Raw genomic sequence first — 19,902 nt, forward strand, 5'->3', positions numbered from 1 at the left:
GAACTGCCGTCAGGGAGGTCCATGGTCGGGGGGTGAGGGGGTTCCTCCCCCATCATGTCCAGTTACTCGAATTTTTCGATGCGCGCAGGTTTGGTGATTCTCTGAATGGAATCACCAAACAGCCTTTCAGAGATCCGCCGCATTCGGGAATGGTCGGCAAGGACCGCGACCGTTCCCGGTTTGCGTGGACGCTTCCTCAATCGGCTGGCGATGATCTTCGGACCGCGGTGAGCTTCCCTCAGGCAGAGGGATCGGAACCCCCGGCGGTGTCGGAACCCTCCGCTGCCGGAGCGCCACCCCCCGCCGGTTTGCGGCGTCGTCTGCGCCGTTTGCGCGCGGTTTCCGAGGTCGCCGCGTCGCCGGCTTCGCCGCACGCGGTCACGTTCGACCCGGTGTCATCCGCCTTGGATGCGCCCGTTCCAGCCTCAGCCGGAGCCGTTCCCGCCTTGGATGCGTCCTCTCCCGCCTCAGCCGTTCCCGCCTTGGATGCGTCCTCTCCCGCCTCAGCCGGAGCCGTTCCCGCCTTGGATGCGCCCGTTCCCGTTCTGGTCACCCTGGCAGCTCCCGGAGACCGTTTCTCACCCGGTCCGGGGCGCCCCGAACGGGTGCGCCGCCGTCCCGACGTGGATGCCGGACCGGTTGGTTCGCCTTCCGGACCCGGTGCCGGGGGTGCCGGACGGGTCAGATGGACGAACAGTTCGCTTTCCGGCCATGTGGACGGGATCTCGGTTCCCAGGTATTCGAAGATCGCCTCGAGATGGTAGGCCCCATCTTCATCCACGAGCGAAATCGCGTCACCCGTGGCTCCGGCACGGGCGGTGCGTCCGATGCGATGCACGTAATCCTCGGGATTTTCGGGCAGGTCGAAGTTCACCACATGGGTGACCCCTTCGATGTGCAACCCGCGTCCGGCCACGTCCGTGGCGATCAGGACCGGGACCAGACCCTCCTGGAAGCGTTGCAGGGTGTGCAACCGTTTGGCCTGCGGCACGTCGCCGGAGAGATAGCCCGCATGGATGCCGTTGCCGCGCAGCCACTCCTTGAGCCGTTCGCCCATGCGCTTGGTGTTGACGAATACCATGGCCCGTCCGGTCTGGGCGCCGGAATCGTCCGCCAGGTCGCGGCGCAGCAGTCCGACCAGCAGACTGATCTTGCGTCGTCCCTCGACGTGATAGAGGGTTTGCGTCACCTGTTCCACCGCGCGGTTGTCCACGGTGGTGGAGATCACCTCCGGGGAGTCCATGTACTCGTAGGAGAGTTCCTGGGCGCGGTAGGAGAGGGTGGCGGAGAAGAGCAGGGATTGACGCCGGTCGTAGGGGGGGAGACGGCGCAGCAGATAGCGCAGATCCTCGATGAACCCCATGTCGAACATGCGATCCGCCTCGTCGATCACCAGCACCTCGACGGCGGAGACTCGATAGGCTTTCTGCTTGAAATAGTCGATCAGCCGGCCCGGCGTGCCGATCAGAAGATCCACCCGTCCCTCGACGAGGGTGAGGCGCTGTTTTTCGTAATCGACCCCGCCGTAGACCGCGGCGATGACCAGATCGAGTCCCACGGCCAGCCGTCGGGCGTCGTTTTCGATCTGCACCGCCAGTTCGCGGGTCGGGGCGATGATCAGGACGCGGGGATGGCTTACGCCGTCATGGGTGACGGTGTGACCCGTCTCCTGGGAGCGGATCAGGCGTGAGAAGGCGGCGATGAGAAAGGCGGCGGTCTTGCCGGTTCCGGTCTGGGCCTGTCCGGCCACGTCGCGTCCGGCCAAGGAGAGTGGCAGGGTTTGGGCCTGAATGGGGGTGCATTCGGTGAATCCACAGGCGTGGACTCCGGCCATGACAGCTTCGGGGATGGGCAGTTCGGAAAAGTGCATCACGGCTCGCGGGGGCGTTGGCCGGATCGAGATGACTCCGGCCAACGCCTCCGCTCTTGCTCGAGAGATTCGATCAGCCGGCGTGCGCGGCGGATTGGGTCGCCAGGGCGCGGACGCGGGCATTGAGCCGACTGGTGTGACGCGCGGCGGAGTTGGGATGGATCACCTTTTTGCGCGCCGTGACGGCGAGGACCGAAGTGGCCATGCGGAGCGCTTCCTCGGCCCGGGGCAGATCGCCCGCAGCGGCGGCCTGCACCACGTTCTTGACAAACGTGCGCATGCGCGACTTGGCGGAACGGTTGCGGCTGTTCTGCTTGGCGGTTTGCCGAATGCTCTTCATGGAAGATTTGATATTGGCCACTGCGAAAAAACTCCCTATGCTTGAAAACGTCGAGAATAAGCGTCCATCGTGGGATGCATCCTGGCGCTTTAATGAATATCGAGGGGATTGCATCCAAAAGACCCGTTGAAATCGATTCACGGGCGCAATAGGATATTTAATCCCATTTCACCCTCTTTCGTCAAAGGTTTTTTCACGTTGAACAGCCCGCGGGCTCCTCAGGAACGTTCCGGACACACCCAGCTGCTCCGCTCCACGGCGGTGATCGGCTTTTTCACCCTGCTTTCGCGCATCACCGGGTTCATTCGCGACATGATCATCGCCCGCGCTTTCGGGGCCGGCATGGGGGCGGATGCCTTTTTCGTGGCGCAGAAGCTGCCCAATTTCTTGAGGCGCCTGTTTGCCGAGGGGGCCTTTTCCACCGCCTTCGTGCCGGTTTTTGCCGATCACCTGGCCAAGGGGGATGCCGACGAGACCCGCGACACGGTGCATGCGGTCTTCACCCATCTGGCCATGTGGCTTCTGATCGTGGTGGCCGTGGCCCAGATCGTCATGCCGGGGGTGGTGATGATCGCCGCGCCCGGTTTCCTGGCCGACGCCGAGAAGTTCGATCTGGCGGTGCTGCTCTCGCGCATCACCTTTCCCTATATTTTTTTCATCTCCCTGGCCGCCCTGGCCGCCGGGATTCTCAACAGCCACAAGCGTTTCGCCGTGCCGGCGGCCACGCCGATCCTTTTGAACGTCAGCATGATCCTGGGCGCCACCGTTTTTACCCGTCACTTCGATCCCCCGGTGATGGGACTGGCGGTCGGTCTGACCCTGGGCGGCATTCTGCAACTTGCCTTCCAACTGCCGGCCCTGCGCAAGCTGGGACTCGGTTTCCGTTTTCGCTGGGATCCCAAACACCCGTCGATCAAACGGATTCTCACCCTCATGGGACCGTCGGTGCTCGGGGTGTCGGTGGCGCAGATCAACCTGCTTTTCGACCTGTTTCTGGCCTCCTGGCTCCCCGAGGGGTCGATCTCGTATCTGTATTACGCCGATCGTCTGCTGGAGTTCCCCCTGGGACTGATCGCCATCGCCCTGGGCACGGCCATTCTGCCGCTTCTGTCCGCCAAGGCCGCCCAGGGCGACGAGAGCGGTTTCAAACGCGATCTGGAGCTGGCCATGCGGGTGATCGCCTTTCTCACCCTGCCGGCCACCGTGGCGTTGATCGTGCTGCGCGAACCGATGCTGGCCCTGTTGTTCGAACGGGGCGCCTTTTCCCCGGATGCCACCCGGCTCACCGCCGATGCCCTGCTGGCCTATGCGGTCGGTCTTTCCGGCCTGGCCATGGTCAAGGTGACCGCGCCGGCCTTCTACGCCATGAAGGATACCCGCACCCCGGTGCGCATCGCCATCCTCTGTCTGGTGGTCAACATGGGGTTGAACGTGGTGCTGATGTTCCCCCTGAAACACGTCGGACTGGCCCTGGCCACCTCGCTCACCGGATTTCTGAACGCCGCCCTGCTGTGGCGCGCCCTGCGCGCCAAGATCGGCATCACCGTCAGTCGCGAGGTGTTCGTCACCCTCCTCAAGGCGATCGTCGCCTCTCTGATCATGGGGATGTTCCTTCACCAGGTGCGCGAGATCCTCTGGGTCCGTGGCATCTCCACCCTCCAGCAGGCTCTCGCCGTCACCTTGATGCTGGCCGGCGGCGGGCTGGTCTACCTGGTCGGGGCCTGGATCCTGGGGATGCGCGAGATCCGTTTTCTGTGGCGCGTGGTGCGCAAGGAGCGGGGATGAACAGCTCCATCCGGCGCGGGGCGCCCCTCCTGGTGTTGGCGCTGTCGTTCGGCGGTTGCCAGTGGTCCGAGGCCTTTCGCGGCGACTCTCTTTTCGACGCGCCGCCCGCCGACTCCCTGCGTCTGACCGCCACGGAGCGTCTCGGCACCCTGGAGACCATCCCGGAGGTGAAAGTCGCCTGGCGTGAGCCCGTCTCCGGCATCACCCTGATCCGCATCGCCGGCGGCTGTTTCACCATGGGTGACGACCAGGGGCTTCCGCCCGAACGACCGGCGCACACGGTCTGCGTGGACGACTATTGGCTCGCCACCCACGAAACCACCCAGGCCCAGTGGCGCGCGGTGATGGGTTCCCTGCCGGTGCAGACCATCGAACAGTCCGATCTGCCGGTGGAGAACGTCTCCTGGAACGATGTCCGGCGTTTCATCGAGCGGCTCAACGGTCTGGGCGCCGGTCGTTTTCGACTGCCTACCGAGGCGGAGTGGGAGTTCGCCTGTCGAGAGCGCGGAGCCACCAAACGCCATTGCGGCACGGACGACGATCCCACCCCGTTTTCCTGGCATGCCGGCATTGGCGGCGTTCTCCATCCGGTCGGACAACGCCTGCCCAACCGGCTGGGGTTGCACGACATGAACGGCAATGTTTGGGAGTGGGTCGGGGACTGGTACGACGAGCGCTACTACCGGAGCAGTCCGGGCAGCAATCCCGAGGGGCCGGATCATGGCACGGCCAAGGTGTTTCGGGGTGGGGGACTGCTTTCCGGGGGGAATCTGCTCAAGGCGACCCACCGTGCCAGTCTTTGGCCGGATCGGGGTTTGTCGTTGATGGGGTTTCGTTTGGCGGGCATGCCGCCGTGATGGGGAGGCGGGGCGGTGATGGTCCACGAATGCCGGTGATCTCGAATCGGATCCGGCCCGGAACGGGCTGCTTTTACCGTTGAAAATAAAGAGCGTCTGGGAGATTCCTCTCCCAGGGTTTTGGTTTATAAACTGCACCCATCACGGGATTCGTGGTTTTGTTATCAAGGGTCCAGGGGGATTATCCCCCTGGTGGGATCCAAGGGCAAAGCCCTTGGGACGTTGTTTTTGACTTGAGCGCGCTCTTCTCAAAGAAGCCTTTTTCGCGTCTTTTGCGAAAAAGGTGCCGCGCGCAGCCTTCGCGAGCGTCGTTTCCGTTTTTTGGAAACGAAGCTCGTATTTTGCACTATTGGCCTCGCGAGAAACTACGCATCCCAAAGTAGGCGCGGTTTGGCGCGTTCTTCAAAAAAGTGTTTTTTCGCTTTTTTTGCGAAAAAACGCAGCGTGAGGTCTTTACGGGCGTCGTTTCCGATTTTTGGAAACGACGCCCGTATCTTGCATGCGACCTTGCCGGGCATGACGCTTTTCGAACCGGTCGCGGTTCAAAACCAAAACGATCGTTGCCGATACCACCGTTGGAGTTGGATTGTTGCCTTGCGCGTGTCGGATCTTCTTTTGGATTCAGGCAGCACGGCGCGCGCAAGGCGATTTGGGTTATTCGGTTTCAGACCCCTTGCGGGTCAGCGTGACGGCATCAAATCACCAGAACACCACCATGGGGCAGTCCATCCAGGACCTCCCGCACCAGGCTGCGAATCGCCTTGCCCACCGATTCCGGGATGGGCAGGGCCTCCTGGCCGCGGAACTGACGGATGGCTTCGCCGATCGCTTCCAGCCCGGCCACATCCACCACGTCGCGTCCCCGATTGGTTGTTCCGTTTTCGCCTTGGCCTCTTGCCGAAAGCGCTTGAGATGCCGCGAGGGTCATCACCCCGCCTGAAACCCGGCCATCCTTGACCGTTCTTTGGATTGATGCGGATTCCGGCGACACCTGTGCCATGTCCATATCTCTACCTCACAATCCGGTTGAAGAATTCATCCATTGCTATACAGATCGGCAGCGTCTTGCGCCCTCTTGAGGGATTTCTCCTTGCAAAAGGATACGAACCATTGCGTCATCTTTACGAATCCCTTGACGAAACCGGAGGCGTAACGCAAATCTGGAAGGCTCGATAGAGTTTGTTACATCTGTGCCTCCGGGTTGAAGAATCGTGTAACAAATGGTCATCCAGATCCTTGAACGCTTCTATTTTCTTGACTTTCCTTTCCGCGTGGTTTGTCATTAGGGCCATTCACCAGATGAACCGTATCCGTTCGTCGCTCGTGAGCGGCCTTGACGCGCGGCGTGGCTGGCGATCGCCGGGATCACGCACGACACGAGCGCAACTTTAAAATCATCAATCCAAGGAGATTCCCATGATCAACCGTCGCTTCCCTCTTCTGGCCCTGGCGTTTTTGTTCGCCGGTCCTGGCCTCGCGGGTCAGGCGTGGGCAGAGGCCAATCCCGTGGCCATGGCCACGCAGGCTCAAGGCAACGTCGAGTATTGCAGCAAGGAGTGCGACAAGTGGAAACCGGTCACGCGCAACAAGCTGCTCTCCGAGGGCCAACAACTCCGCACCGCGGCTGACGGTTCGACCAAGTTGATCAATCAGGCCACCGGCACCGTCCAGACCCTGGGACCGAACTCGGCCATCAAGATCACCGCCGACAACATCGAAAAGGTCTCCGGCACCCTCTCCGAGCCGGAGAAGAGCAGCGGCGATCTTCTGGAGAATCTCGACAAACGTTTCGCCAAGGCCGAGCGCTACACCACGGTGCGGCGCAGCGTGGACAAGGACAAGACCGAAAAGGTGGTCAAGCTCGAAACCGTCAAGGAGATCTCCCTCTCCGCCCAGTATCCGGAGCTGGCCTGGGCCAATGCCGGCAACGAGTACGCCTATGAGCTGATCATCGACGGCAAGTCCACCCCGGTGGCCGCCTCCAGCGACAAGATCGTGCGCCACAAGGTGGCGGGACTGACCGCGGGCAAGCATGAGTACCTGGTGCGGGTGATGCAGAACGGCCAGGAGGTCTATGCGCCGAAGAAACCCAGCACCATCAACTGGCTGGAGGGCGAGGCCCTCAAGCCGGTGGAGAAGGGCATGAAGGAGATGCAGGCCTTGGCTCCGGGCGATGACTTCATGATGGGCGCCTACCTGGAGGATCGCGGTTTCACGGTCGCGGCCATGGACCTGTATCGCAAATACTTCAAGGACAACCCCTCCGACGTGGACATGCGGCCCATGCTGATCAAGACCTATCACGACCTCAACCTCAAGGAACTCCAGAAGGAAGAGGCCTCCCAGTATCAGAAGATGCTCTCCGAGCAGTGAGCCGCTCCTGACTGGCATGCCGGGGGGATCCCCACGCCGTGGAACGCCCTCGCGGGGTTTCACGGTAGCCTCCGGGCGATGGCCATGATGTCCGGAGGGAAATCGTCACGGGCCATTGAAATCGCACCACCGCCTGAGGCATCATCCTCGGGCGGTTTTTTTTTACCGTGGAAATCCCGTAAGGGAGGTCCACGGTTGGGGGGTGAGGGGGTTCTCCCCCCGATCATGCAAGTTTGTGGTTTTGTTCATCGATCCGTATGGGGGTTCCCGACAGGGTTGACGGTGCCTTGTCGAGGGGGTGGGTCGCCAACTGTTGACCGTGCGTGACGATTCAGCCCCCCCAGGGTGGCGGGCCATGTTCGCGGCAACGTCATGCGAAGGTGTTTTCGATCGCAGGAGATACTTGATGGGAAGTCTTGGGAGATTTCTGTTCCGCTACGACATTCTGGCCACGGTCATCCTGTTTCTCCTGATGATCCCGGCGGAGTATCACGAAACCTTCGCCCTGCTGGAAGAGCAGACCATCTCCTTCCGCCATCTGTTGCGCCTGAGTCACGGCGATCCACGGAAGATGCGCCCCTCCCAGGAGATCATGCTGGTCAACACCGACGAGAAGTTCTTCGAGCGTTACGGCAGCTTCCCCCTGCGGCGCACCGATCTGGGCAAGATCGCCGCCAACCTCAAGGCCCTGGGCGCCAAGACCGTGGCCCTCGACGTGCTGATGGACTTTCCCAGCTCCTACCAGGAGGATGAGCCCACCGCCCGGCTCCTCAAGGATGCCGGCAACGTGCTGCTGGTCGCCCAGGCGGAGTTTCGAGACGGGAAATTCATCAAACTCAACCGCGCCACCCCCAGGCTTGCCGAGGTGAGCGAATACGGCTACACCAACATCGGTTCCCAGAGCGCCATCGTCACCAGTCTGTCGCGGTTGAAGGTCTATCCGGAGATCGCCCAGAAGGAGAAAGGATGGCCCTATTCGATCAAGGCACTGGCCATGCATTGGGGCGTGGAGCCGCGTCTGGAGAACGGCAAACTGCTGCTGGGCGACAGGCTCGCCATTCCGCTCAACCAGAACAACGAGCTTTACATCGATTTTCCACAACTGCCCGCCGGAAACAAGTTCCTCAGTCAATCCGGACTGTCGGCCCTGGAGTTCCTGGACATCGAGGATCTGGACGAAAGCGAACGCGCGGAGCTTTCCCAGTGGGTGAAGGGCAAGCTGGTGCTGGTCGGAGACACCTCGGAGGTCTCCCACGACTGGTTCGACACCCCGGTGGGGATGGTCTACGGCGTCGAGATCATCGCCGACATCATCGGCACCCTGATGAAGGGCGCGCCCTTGCGTCCGGCCTCGAGCAACGTCGAGATCGTGGTCATGCTGCTTTTCATGATCGGCGTGCTCATCACCGGCACCATGCAAAACCCCCTCAAGCGTACCCTGTCGGCCTTCGCGATCATTCTCGTCTATGTGGCGATGGCGGTTTACGCCTATGTCCATCTGGACACGGTGCTGGCGATGAGTTATCCGCTGCTGGCCGGGGCATTGGGTTTCCTGGCCATCACCATCCGCTATTACATGCTGGAGATGAGCCAGAAACGGATGATCAAGGGGGCCTTCGGACAGTATCTCTCCCCCAAGGTGGTGGACATCCTGGTCAAGGATCCCAGCAAGCTCTCCCTGGGCGGCGAACAGCGCGAGATGACCGCCTATTTCTCCGACGTGGCCGGTTTTTCGACCATCTCCGAGAAGCTCACCCCCAACGAACTGGTGCAGCTTCTCAACGAGTACCTGACCGCCATGTGCGACATCATCGCCCGCTACGACGGCACGGTGGACAAGTTCGAGGGGGATGCGATCATCGCCTTCTGGGGTGCGCCCCTCGATCAGCCCAACCATGCCGCCCTGGCCTGCATGGCCGCCGTGGACATGGGCGCTCACATGGTGGAGATGCGCGAGCGGCTGGTGGCCGAGGGACGTCCCAAGCTGAACGTGCGCATGGGATTGAACTCCGGACCGATGGTGGTGGGGAACATGGGCTCCAAGCAACGCATGGACTACACCATCATGGGTGACGCGGTGAATCTGGCCGCCCGTTTGGAGGGGGCCAACAAGTTCTATGCCTCCGACATCATGGTCTCCGGCACCACCTACGAGCAGGCCAGGGAGCATGTGGAGGCCAGGCCGCTGGACGTGGTGCGGGTGGTGGGCAAGAAGGAGCCGGTGCCGATCTATCAGTTGCTCGCCCACAAGGGCAGGTTGACCGCGGAGCAGCAGAAGCTGTTGGATTGTTACATGCAGGGGTTGGAGCTGTATCGCCGGCGGGCCTATCGGGAGGCGATCGAGCGGTTCGAGGCGGCGTTGGGGGTCTTTCCGGAGGATGGGCCGTCGCGCACCTATGTGGAGCGCTGCAAGGAGTATCTGGAGAGTCCGCCCCCCGCGGATTGGGATGGGGTGTTCCAGTTGACCTCGAAGGGGTAGGGGGCGTCGAGTCGTCACGGGGGGCGGGGGGTGGTTGCCGCCCCCGGATCCTCCGACCCGTTCAGTTCTCCACCTCTTCCGCCAGCCGCCGCAGGAACCACTCCGCCTCTGCCGGCGTGGAGGTGAAATGGATCCTCTGCCGTCCGTCCCCGTCATCCTCGGTGAGCACCTTGGCATAAAGCACGCTCATCCCCACCGGCTGACCCACCAGCTCGACACGCAGATTGGTCAACCGCTCCACCTTGAGACCGGAATGCATCTCCGCCTCGGGGAAGGCCAGGGCGGTCAACCCGGCATCATGCTCGGACTGCCCGGCATGCTTGCCCTCCATCACCCGCACCCGGATCGCCAGCGGCTCGGCCAGGCATGCCAACGGCATCCGCGTCACCTGGGGAATCCGTAACGAATACGGCGCGCCCATGCCACCCACCTGGTGGATCAGCACCGGCCTGCCAGCCCCCTTGGGCATCACCTCCCAACTCCGATCGATGGTCAGGATCCCGCCGCACGCCAACGCCGTGGCATCGGAGATCAAGATCTGTCCGCCCAGGGTCAACGACTCGATGCGACCGGTGAGGTTGATCGCACTCCCCACCACCCCATATTTGGCGCGCTTGTCCGAGCCGATGTTGCCGGCCACCACCATGCCGGTGTTCAGACCCACCCCCATCTGGAACTCCGGGAAATGACACCGCCGGTTTTCGGCATTGACCCGCTCCATGGCGAGCTGCATGGCCAACGCACAGGCCACGGCGCGCCGGGGATCGTCCGGACGCCCCACCGGCGCGCCGAAGAGGGCCAGAATGCCATCCCCCAGAAACTCGATGATCGTTCCCTGATGGTGCAGGATGATTTCGGTCATCACCTCCAGGTAACGGTTGAGCATCGACACCACCTCCTCGGGAGGGCGCCGCTCGCTCAACAGGGTGAAGCCACGCAGATCGGACATCATCACCGTCACTTCGCGCTTTTCGCCGCCCAGTCGCAGGCCGTCCGGAGAGTCGAGCAGGGTGGAGACCACATCCTCGGAGAGATAGCGTCCGAAGGTGGCGCGGACGAAGTGATTGGCCCGGTCCAGCAGCGCGTTGGCGCGCTTCTGTTCGGCGAGCACGGCCACCAGATTGTCGTTGAGCTGACGGATCTCCTGGTTGCTTCTTTCGATCTGGACCCTGGCGCGCTTGAGACCGAGCTGGGTCTTGACCCGCGCCCGCACGATCGGCGGGGAGAAGGGCTTGGTGATGTAGTCCACCGCGCCGCAGGCGAAACCGCGAGCCTCGTCCTCGATGTCCCCCTGGCCGGTCACGAAGATCACCGGAATCCCGCGGGTGCGCGGATCGGCCTGCAGGCGCCGACACACCTCGAACCCGTCCAGACCCGGCATCACGATATCCAGCAGGATCAGCTCCAGGTTGCCCCCCTGGGCCAGGCGCAACGCATCCGGACCGTTGGTGGTCATGGAGATGTCGTATTCATCCTTCAACAGCTCGGCGAGCACCTTGATGTTGCCGGGCAGATCATCGACGATCAGAATGCGCGAGCGCGTCGGTATGTCGTTCATGTCCACTCTCCGTCCGCCATTCCCCAATGTTCGGCCAGCAGGCGCAGTTCCCCGAGCGCCTCCTCGAATGCGAAGCGATCCAAGGCCCCGCCGATGCGTTCGAAATGGGCAGCGGTATCCGCGCGCCGCGCCAGTCCGGCGAGCTGCTCGAGCCGCGCCAACGCCTGGAAATCGTTGCCGCGAATCGACTCCGCCAACGGACGCACCAGCTGAATCAATGCGTCACGGTCCGGTTCAGGGTCGGTGGAGATCCCAGGATCCTCCACCGCCGCCGCTCCCGGCAAGGAGCCGATGGTCACCAGCAGCGCCGCCAGCTCGCGCCTGAAATCCAGCAGCGCGTCGGGCAGGCGGTCGTGGTCGTGATCACGAATGGCCACCTCGATCCGTCGGGCCACGGCATGCAGGTTGTCCGCGCCCAGATTGCCGGCCATCCCCTTGAAGGTGTGGATGTAGCGAAAGGCCGCGTCGGGCGTTTCGGGATCGGCGAGCAGGCGATCGAGTTGTTGCGGGGCCTCGGCATGCTGGGCGGCGAAATCGATCAACATGCGCCGCAACAACGGCCACTTGCCGTTGAGCCGTTCCAGGGCGGCTTCCAGATCGATGCCAGGGATGGATGTCGGGGTTCCGGAGGCCGGAACCGGTTGCGCGGGGTGTTGTTTCGCGTTGCCGGTGCCGCTCCCCTCGCGGGGCGGGAGCCAACGCAGCAGCGCGGCATGCAACGCCTGTTTGTCGATCGGTTTGGTCAGGTGATCGTTCAAGCCGTGGGCCAGCGACAACGCCCGATCGCCGCTCATGGCATGGGCGGTCATGGCCACGATGGGCAGATCCCGGAACCGCTCTTCGGCGCGCAGGGCGCGGGTGGCGGCATAGCCGTCCATGACCGGCATTTGCAGATCCATGAGTACCAGATCAAACGACGCTGCATGCAATTTTTCGATCGCCAGTTGCCCATTTTCGACCACTTCGGTCGAAAGGCACAACCCGTTCAACATCTCGATGGCCACCAGTTGATTGATCGGGTTGTCCTCGGCCAGCAGCACCCGCGCGCCGCCGACACGGGCGATCACCTCCCGCGCATCGATCGCGCCTCCCGCCTTTCGCTCCCGGAGCCGCGAGGCGTTCCCAGGGGTGGCGGGGGTGAATCGGGCGGTGAAGCGAAAGGTGCTGCCTTGACCCGGGGTGCTTTTCACCTCGATCCGACCATCCATCATCTCCACCAGCCGTTTGCAGATCGCCAATCCCAGGCCGGATCCGCCGTAACGACGGGTGATCGAGTTGTCGGCCTGGGTGAAGGCATCGAACAGCTGGTCGCGCCGCTCCGGATCGATCCCCACGCCGGTATCCTGGATGGAAAATGCCAGTTCGATCCACTCCGGGGTGGTGGCCAGCGGGGTGATGGTCAGCGTCACCCGACCGTCGCCGGGTTCGGTGAACTTGAGGGCATTGCCGATCAGGTTCGACAGCACCTGCTCAAGTCGCAGGGCATCCCCGATGAGCGGTTCCGGATACAGATCCGGGCTGTCGAGTTGGAGCGTGATCCGCTTTTCTTCGGCCTGGGCGGCGAAGAGATCTTCCAGATGCGTGAGCACTTCCCGCAGGGTGAAGGGGGCGTGTTCCAGATCGAGCTTGCCGGCCTCGATCTTGGAGAAGTCCAGAATGTCGTTGAGAATGCGCAGCAGGGCCCGTGACGATCCGGCGATCTTGTGCAAGAACGAACGGGTACGCTCCTCCATGGGGTGCGGGAGGGCCAGTTCGGTCAGGCCGATGATGGCGTTCATCGGCGTGCGGATTTCATGGCTCATGTTGGCCAGAAACACGGACTTGGCGCGGGTGGCCCGTTCCAGGGCGGCCCGCTCCCGCGCCAGATCCTGGCGCATGCGCCGGAAGGAGAGGGCCAGCTGCCCGATCTCATCCTGGGAGTGGACCGGAATCGGGGTATCGAAGTCACCCTGGCCGATGGCGCTGGCCGCGGCGCGCAGGGACTCGATCGGTCGAATGATGAGCCGTTGCATCCGGAGCGCCAGAAAGAAGGTCAGGGAGAGGGTCACCAGCAGAATGGCCAGGATGATCACGGTGCGTGCCACCGTCCGTGCGCCGAACTCGTCCAGATGGGCGTTGATGAGAATGGCCCCGACCAGGGTCTCATCCAGCCGGATCGGCTGTCGCAGGGTCAGTTCGCCACGGTCGAAGGAGATGGACTCTTCCAGGGGACTGGCCGGCACGGTCAGGACCGGATCCTCGCTCTGGTAGGGTCGGGTGAATTTGGCGAACAGCCTGCCCTCGGCGGTATAGAGCGCGGCGCCGTGGATGTTGTCGTTGGCCTCCAGGGCGCTCAACATCCGGCGCGCGGTCTCCGGGTCGTCGAAGGCGAGGGCGGCGCGGCTGTTGAAGGCGATGATCGTGGCCTGGGTGCGGATCTGTTCGGTCAGGGACTCCTTTTCCTGGAGATACTCGGCGATGGAAAAGGCCACCGCGGCCAGGAGGACCGTGCCCCAGGAGAGCAGGGTCATGATGAGCATGAGCTTCCGGCGGATCGACAGATCCGTGAACCAGCCGATCAACCCTTCACCTGGTCCCATGGCTCACCTCCAGAAGCGTGGCATGGATCGTCAAACCGGCGCGCTGGGCCGGTTCGGTCCGGATGGAAAAGCGCAGATGCTCCTTGAAACGCAAAAAGCGGATCATCCCTCCCAGGGCGTTGAAATCCGGATCATCGGCGATGGTGAGCACCGGTTTGTCGCGCACGGCCTCGAGGAGTTCCGGGATCCGGTGCCCTTCGTCCCCGGTGACGTAGAGCAGATGGCATGCGCGGAGCATTTCGGCTCCCTCGGGGAAGCGGATGTCGATCGGGTGGCCCTGGACCGACTTTTTGCGCAGCGGCGCGAACAGGGGCAGCTGTGACGCGTCACCCAGGACGCAGAGTCCGAACGGGGCGTTGACATGGGGGAAGGCGTCATCCGGCCAGGTGACGAATTTGGTGAACTGGTAGAGATAGGCCACCTTGACCTGGGATTCGGAGGGCGCGACGCTCCAGCCGTCCGATGCGAAACCGGTGAGCATCGGGAGCAGCGACCAGAAGAGAGGGAGGCGAGGGAGGCGGATCATCGTCTAGAAGCGCCACGCCGCCGAGGCCAGGAAAGCGCGCGGCATCTCGCTCGGCGTGACCATTTGGCCGGTGAACTCCGGGTGGCGGTCGTCGAGGAGATTCTGTCCGGTCAGGCTCAAGGTCAGGCTGGCGGTCGGGCGCCAGCCGATGCGCAGATCGAGTCGGGTGGTGGCGGGAATCGCCAGGTTGCGGATGCGCGTGGCGTGGAACAGGGCGGAATCGAGTTCCAGGTCGTGCGGCAGGTCGAGTCGTGAACGCAGCTGCCATTGATGGCGCGGGATGTCGTTTGCCGAGGCCGGGGTGGTGGTGTCGGTGCTGCCATCGACCACGTTCAGGTTCATTTTGAGCCAGGCGTGGCTGGCGGTGAGACGCCAGGTGTCGCTGACGCGCCAATCGACGGCGGTCTCCAGGCCATACGTGGTTCCCTCGCCCTTGTTGGCGTAGAACTGACGCAGGGTGGGTGGCGCCAGGAGCGGTGCGAGGTTCTCCAGCGAGATCAGATGGTCGTAGCGGTTGTAGAAGGCGGCGATCTCCATGGAGAGGTCTCCGCGCGGCTGGAAGCGGTAGCCCAGTTCATGGGCGAGCAGTTTTTCCGGTTCGATCTCCGGGTTGCCGCGCAACGCGAGGTTGACGGCTCCCAAGGGTACGGTGAGGCGGAAATCCTGATCCACGCTCGAGGGGATGCGTACCGCGTGCGACATCGCGCCCCAGACGGCCTGGGTGTCGCTGGCGCGCCACAACAGACGTGCATTCGGTTGCGGATAGATCCCCTTTTCGTCCTGGTATTCGATTTTGCCGCCCAGGGTGAGGATCCAATCGGAGGCGAGGGCGATTTCGTCCTGGGCGAACAGATTCAGGATGTGATCGCGGCGGCTCTGAGGTCGCCATTGAATGCGCGCCGTATCGTCCAGTTCCATGCTGGTCAGGCGATAGCCCATGCCCATGATCCAGACGTGCCTGCCGGTGCGGAGACCGTATTGGGTGTCCAGATCCAGGATGCGGGTTACCTCGAAGGAGGTATCGACCTTGTGATCGTAATAGAGCTGCGCCGTCAGGTCGCGCGTGTCGGAGAGGTCACGGCTCCAGCGGCCCAACAGGTGACCGCCCCGTTTGTCCCCGCGGGATGGATTCTCCTTCACTGCGAACAGCTCGCCTTGCAGCGTCGCCTCGTCGCGCGGGGTGGGTTGCCAGTCGAGGCGGAAGCCCTGCCGTCGCGCGTTCCAGTCGTCGTGGGCCCCGGTGTCGTCGGCGCGGCGGAAATCGGCGTGATCCATGCCCGAGGCGTACACCCGATAGTGGAGCGTGTCGCTGAATGTTCCGCCATGACGCAGGTCGCCGCGCAGGGTCTCGACCGTGCCACCCGTGATGCCGGCGCGATTGCCCTGGGTGTCGGCGGCTTTTCTGGTGACGATGTTGATCACCCCGTTGACCGCGTTGGTCCCCCAGAGGGAGGCGCCCGGACCCCGCACCACTTCGATCCGTTCCACATCGGCCAGGGGAATGTCCTGGAGGTTCCAGTTCACGCCGGCAAACAGCGGGGTGTAGAGGGTGCGGCCATCCATGAGCACCAACAGCTTGTTGGAGAACTGGTGCTGGAAACCGCGCGTGCTCACCGCCCAGGTGCTGGCGTTGATGCGTGCGACGTTCATGCCCGGCACCATCCGCAACAACTCCGGAATCGAGGTCATGCCGGAGCGACGAATTTCTTCGGCATCGATCACCGTCACCGCGGCGGCGGTATCGACCAGTTTTTGTTCCTTGCGGGAGAGGGTGGAGAGTTTGATTCCGGCCAGCTCGGTGACGTTCATTTCGAGGAGCCGTTCCATGGTTTCGTCCGTTTGTTGGGACTCACCGGCCTGGAGGGTGGTGGCGACCAGGCAGACCGCAAGGGAGGCGGTCAAGGCGGGTATCCGACACCATGCCTGTCGGGAGGCGGGGGTCAAGCACGGATCGGGGGGCGTCGGCATGGCATTTTATGGGAACAAGGGCGCTCGGTGCGGTGTCGTAAAGATCGATATGGCCCGGATGGGCGGTGGTTTTCGGTCGTCGGGCGCGCACGCGGGCGGTTTCATCCCCAACTTTTTCATGTTACAACGGATCGCGCCCATTGAACATCTGAAAAAAAGGCTGCTTTGAACATTCCAAGTTACGATAGTCGCTCAACTCTCTTCAATCCCAGGAACATTGCATGAATCTCGATCAGGATGCATTGTGCGTCACCACGCTGCGCATGCTCGCTGCGGACATGGTGGAACAGGCTCAATCCGGTCATCCGGGCATGCCATTGGGTGCCGCGCCCATGGCGTTCGTGCTCTGGAGCCGTTTCCTGCGCCACGATCCCTCGGATCCGGGCTGGCCGGATCGGGATCGGTTCGTGTTGTCGGCGGGACATGGTTCGGCGTTGTTGTATGCGCTGCTGCACCTCTCCGGCTACGACCTTCCGTTGGACGATTTGAAGCGGTTCCGGCAGATGGGATCGCGCACGCCGGGTCATCCGGAACATGGATTGACCCCTGGCGTGGAGTGTTCCACCGGCCCTCTGGGTCAGGGTCTGGCCATGGCCGTGGGCATGGCCTGGGCCGAGCGGCAACTGGGCGAGCGGTTCGCCGTCGAGGGACAATCCCCGCTGCTCGATCACCATGTCTATGTGCTGGCCTCGGACGGCGATCTGATGGAGGGGGTCGCGGCGGAAGCGGTGTCGCTGGCCGGTCATCAGCGTCTCGGCAAGCTGGTGGTGTTGTACGACGACAACCGGATCTCCATCGAGGGGAGCACCGATCTGGCCTTCACCGAGGATGTCGAGGCCCGTTTCCGCGCCTGCGGCTGGCAGACCTTGACGGTCGGGGATGGGGAGGATCTGGATGCCATCGCCGCCGCCATCGAGTTGGGACGCGCGGAGCGGGGTCGTCCCACCCTGATCCGGGTGCGAACCATGATCGGCCACGGCACCCCCCTGGCCGGCACCCCGACCGTGCATGGCGCGCCGCTGGGTCCGGCGCGCATGGCCGAGACGCGCGCCTATTACAACTGGCCGGAGCTGTCGTTTCATATCCCCGAGGAGGTGAAAGCCTACCGGGCCGGGGTGATCGAACGGGGCATGGAGCTTTCCCAGGGTTGGGCGGCGCGGATCGCGGCTCTGGAGGCGAGCGATCCGGCGCGGGTGGCGGCGTTCCGCGAGGCCCTCTCCGGGGTGCTGCCGGAAGGGTGGGATGCGCAGCTCAACGCCCTGGATTTCGGTGACAAGCCGGTGGCAACACGGGTGGCGAGCGGCAAGGCGCTCAATGCCCTGGCGTTGGGACTGCCCGCCCTGATCGGCGGCTCGGCGGATCTGGCCCCCTCCAACAACACCCACATCCAGGATGGCGGGTCACGCAACCTCCATTTCGGGGTGCGCGAACACGCCATGGCCGCCATCGTCAACGGCATGGCCCTGCATGGCGGCTGGATCCCCTTTTGCGCCACCTTCCTGGTTTTTTCCGACTACATGCGCGGGGCGATGCGGCTTTCGGCATTGATGGAGACGCGGGTCATCTACGTGCTCACCCACGACAGCGTGGCCGTGGGCGAGGATGGCCCGACCCATCAGCCGATCGAACAGGTGGCCGGATTGCGCGCCCTGCCGGGTTTGACCGTGTTCCGTCCCGCCGATGCCAACGAAACCGCGCTGTCCTGGCGGCTGGCGGTGGCGGCGCGTGGTCCCTCGGCGTTGATCCTGACCCGTCAGAATCTGCCGATCCTCCCGGCCAATCCCGAGGGGGTGGCACGGGGTGGGTATGTGGTCTCTGCCTGTGACGGGATCCCGGAGATCACCTTGCTGGCCAGCGGGAGCGAGGTGTCGCTGGCGTTGCGGGTCAAGGAGCGGCTGGCCGGCGCGGGTCATGGGCGGGTGCGGGTGGTCTCCATGCCCTCCTGGGAGCTGTTTGCCGCTCAGTCGGTGGAGTATCGGCGTGGCGTGCTCTCTGCCGGGTTGCGGCTGGCCATCGAGGCGGGTTGTTCGATGGGGTGGCATCGTTGGGTGGGCGAGGAGGGCGATGTGGTGGCCGTGGATCGGTTCGGCCTGTCGGCTCCGGGTGGCGAGGCGATGCGCGCGGTGGGGATGAGCGAGGAGGGGGTGTTGGCGCGTGCGCTGGAGCTGCTGGCCGGGGAGGGCGGCAGATAGGGTTGCCATGGACCTCCCTGACAGGAGTTCCACGCCGCCATGCTCCGTCCATCCGAGTGGGAAAAGGTGATGAAATATCTAATTAAATCGCACCCATCATGGGATGCGTAGTTTTGTTGTCAAGGGTCCAGGGCAATGGCTTGGTCTTCCCTGGCGTGAAAGAGGGTGCGGCGCTGGTTGGCATCGAAAAGGTCTGGTTGAAGGTGCGCGAGCTGGCCGGCTTGGAGGATGTGACCCTGCACGGCCTGCGGCCTGCGTTCGCGAGCGTGGGAGTCAATGCCGGCCTGAGTCTTCCCCTGGTTGGGGCGCTGCTGGGCCACTCCAGCGAGAGCATGACCGCCCGTTATGGCCATCTGGCATCCGATCCCATCCGGCAGGCCGCCGACCGCATTTCCAGCCAGATCGCCGCCGCGCTGAAGGGCAACAAGGGTGAGGTGGTGCCGCTCAAGCGCGACTCAAACCGAGGATCCTTTCAGGGGGTCGCACTCCCGATCATCACTCATCCTGACCGTTCCGGCGGTCCGTGCAGCCTGTTGCAGATGCAACCTTTATGGTGATATCCTGATCCCATGGAAAAACGGTTCCCTACCTTTGATCTGGACGCCTTCAAAAAAAGCTTCTCCAAGGCATCCCGGTTGAACGTGACCGGAACCGCGTTGCACACGGCGGCATTGATCGGATGCGGGCGGGCCGAAATCGTGGAGACCATCAAGACCATGGAGCGCGGGCAGTTTGTGAAATCCATGACCACACATGCGGATCATCGGGCATGGCAGGACGTTTATCACGTTCCCCGAGGTAGCAAGGTGATCTACCTGAAATTCACCGCCGACGTGATCACGGAATTCCGGTTGCTCTCTTTCAAGGAGCGGGACAATGAATGACGCAACGACCTGCCATGCGTGCGGACAAACCATGATCCGGGATGTTCGCCAGGTGACGTTGAGCTATGAAGGGGAGTCCGCCAACGTGGACCTCGCTGGCTGGTATTGCCCCTGCGGAGAAAGCATCCATTCGGGCAAGGATATGGTGGTGTCGGATCGTGCCTTGAATCTTCTGAAAGCCCGAGTCGAAGGGCTGCTTGATCCTTCCCGCATCCGGGCGATCCGGGAAAAGCTCGGACTCTCCCAACGCAAGGCCAGTCAGATCCTCGGCGGTGGACCGAACGCCTTTCACAAATACGAACAGGGGGACGTTCTGGCCAGTCGCGCGGTATCCAACCTGCTGCGTCTTCTGGAAGCCGATCCCTCACAATTGACCTTGCTGCGCGACGCACCCCGCACCACCCCCGCCATCACGGCCATATCATCGGCCATCCTGTGTCAAGCGACACGCAAAACTGACCCCCTTGCGACACGCAAAATTGACCCCCCTC

Annotated in this window: 16 protein-coding genes; 8 read left to right on the plus strand and 8 right to left on the minus strand. The window is 63.1% G+C overall.

The window, feature by feature from the left end; translation table 11 throughout:
- Nucleotides 1-238: 238 nt before the first annotated feature.
- Together ACV4UY_RS14845 and rpsT are read right to left on the minus strand one after the other, a co-directional pair.
- On the minus strand, nt 239-1,870 hold the full coding sequence (locus tag ACV4UY_RS14845; protein ID WP_491608357.1) for a DEAD/DEAH box helicase: 1,632 nt from the start codon (nt 1,868-1,870) through the stop codon (nt 239-241).
- Nucleotides 1,871-1,943: 73 nt separating this feature from the next.
- Nucleotides 1,944-2,231: a 30S ribosomal protein S20 gene (gene rpsT / locus ACV4UY_RS14850; RefSeq protein ID WP_491608358.1), complete on the minus strand. Its 288-nt coding sequence runs from the start codon at nt 2,229-2,231 to the stop codon at nt 1,944-1,946.
- Nucleotides 2,232-2,408: 177 nt separating this feature from the next.
- Between rpsT and murJ the strand changes: the two genes are divergently transcribed.
- Together murJ and ACV4UY_RS14860 are read left to right on the plus strand one after the other, a co-directional pair.
- On the plus strand, nt 2,409-3,995 hold the full coding sequence (gene murJ, locus ACV4UY_RS14855; protein WP_491608359.1) for a murein biosynthesis integral membrane protein MurJ: 1,587 nt from the start codon (nt 2,409-2,411) through the stop codon (nt 3,993-3,995).
- Nucleotides 3,992-4,852, plus strand: coding sequence for a formylglycine-generating enzyme family protein (locus ACV4UY_RS14860; protein WP_491608360.1), 861 nt, complete (start codon nt 3,992-3,994; stop codon nt 4,850-4,852). The genes murJ and ACV4UY_RS14860 overlap by 4 nt, the downstream gene beginning before the upstream one ends.
- A gap of 365 nt (nt 4,853-5,217) precedes the next feature.
- On the opposite strand, the gene ACV4UY_RS14865 is transcribed toward ACV4UY_RS14860, so the two are convergent.
- Together ACV4UY_RS14865 and ACV4UY_RS14870 are read right to left on the minus strand one after the other, a co-directional pair.
- Nucleotides 5,218-5,370 (minus strand): hypothetical protein, encoded by a 153-nt coding sequence (locus tag ACV4UY_RS14865; protein ID WP_491608361.1) that lies wholly within the window; start codon nt 5,368-5,370, stop codon nt 5,218-5,220.
- A gap of 176 nt (nt 5,371-5,546) precedes the next feature.
- Nucleotides 5,547-5,852, minus strand: a complete 306-nt coding sequence (locus ACV4UY_RS14870; protein WP_491608362.1) for a hypothetical protein — start codon at nt 5,850-5,852, stop codon at nt 5,547-5,549.
- A gap of 416 nt (nt 5,853-6,268) precedes the next feature.
- On the opposite strand from ACV4UY_RS14870, the gene ACV4UY_RS14875 reads away from it, so the two are divergent.
- Both ACV4UY_RS14875 and ACV4UY_RS14880 read left to right on the plus strand, forming a co-directional pair.
- Nucleotides 6,269-7,225: a DUF7354 domain-containing protein gene (locus ACV4UY_RS14875; protein ID WP_491608363.1), complete on the plus strand. Its 957-nt coding sequence runs from the start codon at nt 6,269-6,271 to the stop codon at nt 7,223-7,225.
- A gap of 406 nt (nt 7,226-7,631) precedes the next feature.
- On the plus strand, nt 7,632-9,704 hold the full coding sequence (locus tag ACV4UY_RS14880) for a CHASE2 domain-containing protein (RefSeq protein ID WP_491608364.1): 2,073 nt from the start codon (nt 7,632-7,634) through the stop codon (nt 9,702-9,704).
- Between the two features lie 61 nt (nt 9,705-9,765).
- Here ACV4UY_RS14880 and ACV4UY_RS14885 read toward each other — a convergent pair whose 3' ends face one another.
- The 4 genes from ACV4UY_RS14885 to ACV4UY_RS14900 are packed head-to-tail and all read right to left on the minus strand — an operon-like array spanning nt 9,766 to nt 16,269.
- Nucleotides 9,766-11,262: an adenylate/guanylate cyclase domain-containing protein gene (locus ACV4UY_RS14885; protein WP_491608365.1), complete on the minus strand. Its 1,497-nt coding sequence runs from the start codon at nt 11,260-11,262 to the stop codon at nt 9,766-9,768.
- Complete coding sequence (locus tag ACV4UY_RS14890) at nt 11,259-13,841, minus strand: ATP-binding protein (protein WP_491608366.1); 2,583 nt, start codon at nt 13,839-13,841, stop codon at nt 11,259-11,261. The genes ACV4UY_RS14885 and ACV4UY_RS14890 overlap by 4 nt, the downstream gene beginning before the upstream one ends.
- The gene (locus ACV4UY_RS14895; protein ID WP_491608367.1) at nt 13,828-14,367 is read right to left on the minus strand and encodes a YfiR family protein; all 540 of its coding nucleotides are present in this window, start codon (nt 14,365-14,367) and stop codon (nt 13,828-13,830) included. Before ACV4UY_RS14895 ends, ACV4UY_RS14890 begins: the two co-directional genes overlap by 14 nt.
- 3 nt (nt 14,368-14,370) lie before the next feature.
- The gene (locus tag ACV4UY_RS14900; protein WP_491608368.1) at nt 14,371-16,269 is read right to left on the minus strand and encodes a TonB-dependent receptor plug domain-containing protein; all 1,899 of its coding nucleotides are present in this window, start codon (nt 16,267-16,269) and stop codon (nt 14,371-14,373) included.
- Between the two features lie 287 nt (nt 16,270-16,556).
- Here ACV4UY_RS14900 and tkt point away from each other — a divergent pair, with 287 nt between their 5' ends.
- The 4 genes from tkt to ACV4UY_RS14920 form a co-directional block, all read left to right on the plus strand.
- Nucleotides 16,557-18,527: a transketolase gene (tkt, locus tag ACV4UY_RS14905; RefSeq protein ID WP_491608369.1), complete on the plus strand. Its 1,971-nt coding sequence runs from the start codon at nt 16,557-16,559 to the stop codon at nt 18,525-18,527.
- 155 nt (nt 18,528-18,682) lie between these two features.
- Entirely contained in the window at nt 18,683-19,084 is a 402-nt protein-coding gene (locus ACV4UY_RS14910) for a tyrosine-type recombinase/integrase (protein WP_491608370.1), read from the plus strand.
- 12 nt (nt 19,085-19,096) lie between these two features.
- The gene (locus tag ACV4UY_RS14915; RefSeq protein WP_491608371.1) at nt 19,097-19,411 is read left to right on the plus strand and encodes a type II toxin-antitoxin system MqsR family toxin; all 315 of its coding nucleotides are present in this window, start codon (nt 19,097-19,099) and stop codon (nt 19,409-19,411) included.
- Nucleotides 19,404-19,902 (plus strand): type II toxin-antitoxin system MqsA family antitoxin (locus tag ACV4UY_RS14920; protein ID WP_491608372.1); only part of this gene is annotated, 499 nt, incomplete at its 3' end. The genes ACV4UY_RS14915 and ACV4UY_RS14920, both read left to right, overlap by 8 nt.

It is taken from the genome of Candidatus Magnetaquiglobus sp. (assembly GCF_058402785.1).